1 protein-coding gene is annotated in these 1,595 nt (G+C 69.9%); it reads right to left on the reverse strand.

What is annotated here, in order from left to right; all coding sequences use genetic code 11:
* Positions 1-388: 388 nt before the first annotated feature.
* The gene (mqnC, locus tag AC5LSR_RS23535; protein ID WP_250283276.1) at positions 389-1,552 is read right to left on the reverse strand and encodes a cyclic dehypoxanthinyl futalosine synthase; all 1,164 of its coding nucleotides are present in this window, start codon (positions 1,550-1,552) and stop codon (positions 389-391) included.
* Between the last annotated feature and the right edge of the window lie 43 nt (positions 1,553-1,595).

The raw sequence follows: 1,595 nt of genomic DNA on the forward strand, positions 1-1,595 counted from the left end.
GGGCACGGGGCACGGGGCACGCCACCGTCCTCTCGCGTGCTCTCCCAGCCGCTCGGTGGACGGTCCGTCCGGCCCGGCTCGGCCCGGCTCGGCTCGGCCCGGCCCGGCTCGGGGATGCTTCGTTCGGGAACTGCCCGTTCGGGACGGCCCAGAGCGCCGGTCAAGTAGCGCGCGGATCCCATCCACGACCACCCGCACAGGCCATGATCCAGAAGAGTTTGTCGTTGTGTACGCTTTTTGGCCGCAAAAGCGTACACAACGACAAAATTACGCCGATCTTCTCCGGTGGCCGACGTCCATCGAAGCATGCCACCGTTCAGGAGGGATACGTATGGCTACCTGGCCGGCGCTCTAGTCGTCCGGGACGGCCTGTCGTCCGCGGGACGGCCTATGTGGTGGCGACGATCGGCAGGGCGGTCGAGGAGAAGTGCGAGGCCACCCGGTCGTCCACGGGGTCCTGTGCGGGATCGCGGTGCACGGCCAGGTGCCGGTAGAGGGTGTCGCGCTGCGCCGGGATCCGGTCGGCCGCGCGGATGAGATGGATGAGCTCGCTCCGGTTGGTCCGGTGCCGGGCGCCGGCCGAGGAGACCACGTTCTCCTCCAGCATGACCGAGCCCAGATCGTCCGCGCCCATGTGCAGGGTGAGCTGGCCGACCTCCTTGCCGGTCGTCAGCCACGAGCCCTGCAGGTGCGCGATGTTGTCGAAGAACAGCCGGGCCACCGCCACCAGCCGCAGGTACTCGATGGTCGACGCCTGCGTGCGTCCGCGCAGGTGGTTGTTCTCCGGCTGGTAGGTCCACGGGATGAACGACCGGAAGCCACCGGTGCGGTCCTGCACGTCACGGATCATCCGCAGGTGCTCGATGCGCTCGGCGTTGGTCTCCCCGGTGCCCATCATGAACGTCGCGGTCGACTCGAGGCCGAGGCCGTGGGCGGTCTCCATCACCGACAGCCACACGTGCCCGGGCTCCTTCAGCGGGGCGATCGCGTGCCGGGGACGCTCGGTGAGGATCTCCGCGCCCGCGCCGGCGAAGCTGTCGAGCCCGGCGTCCCGCAGCCGGACAATGACCTCGGAGAAGCTCAGCCCGGACGTCCGGGCGATGTGGACGACCTCGCTGGCGCCCAGCGAGTGCAGGGCCAGCCGCGGGTAGGCCCGCTTGATCGCGGCGAAGGTGTTCTCGTACCACTCGATACCGAAGCCGGGATGGTGGCCGCCCTGGAGCATGATCTGGGTCGCGCCCAGCTCGACGGCCTCGCCGCATCTGGCGAGGATGTCGTCGACGTCGCGGACCCAGCCCTCCTTGTGGCCGGGCGCCCGGTAGAACGCGCAGAACCGGCAGGCGGTCACGCACACGTTCGTGTAGTTGATGTTCCTGTCGATGATGTAGGTGACGATGTCGTCCGGGAAGCGGCGACGGCGGACGGCGTCGGCGGCCCGTCCGAGCGCGTGCAGCGGCGCCCTGGTGTACAGCAGCAGCGCCTCGTCGGCGGTGATCCGCCCGCCGTCCGCGGCGTGCGCGAGCACGGACGCGGTCTCCTGGTCGCCGGCCACCGGTGTGCCCGCGACTGCCGTTGTTCCCGCTGCCGCTGTTTCC

The organism is Protofrankia sp. CiP1_Cm_nod4 (assembly GCF_982290645.1).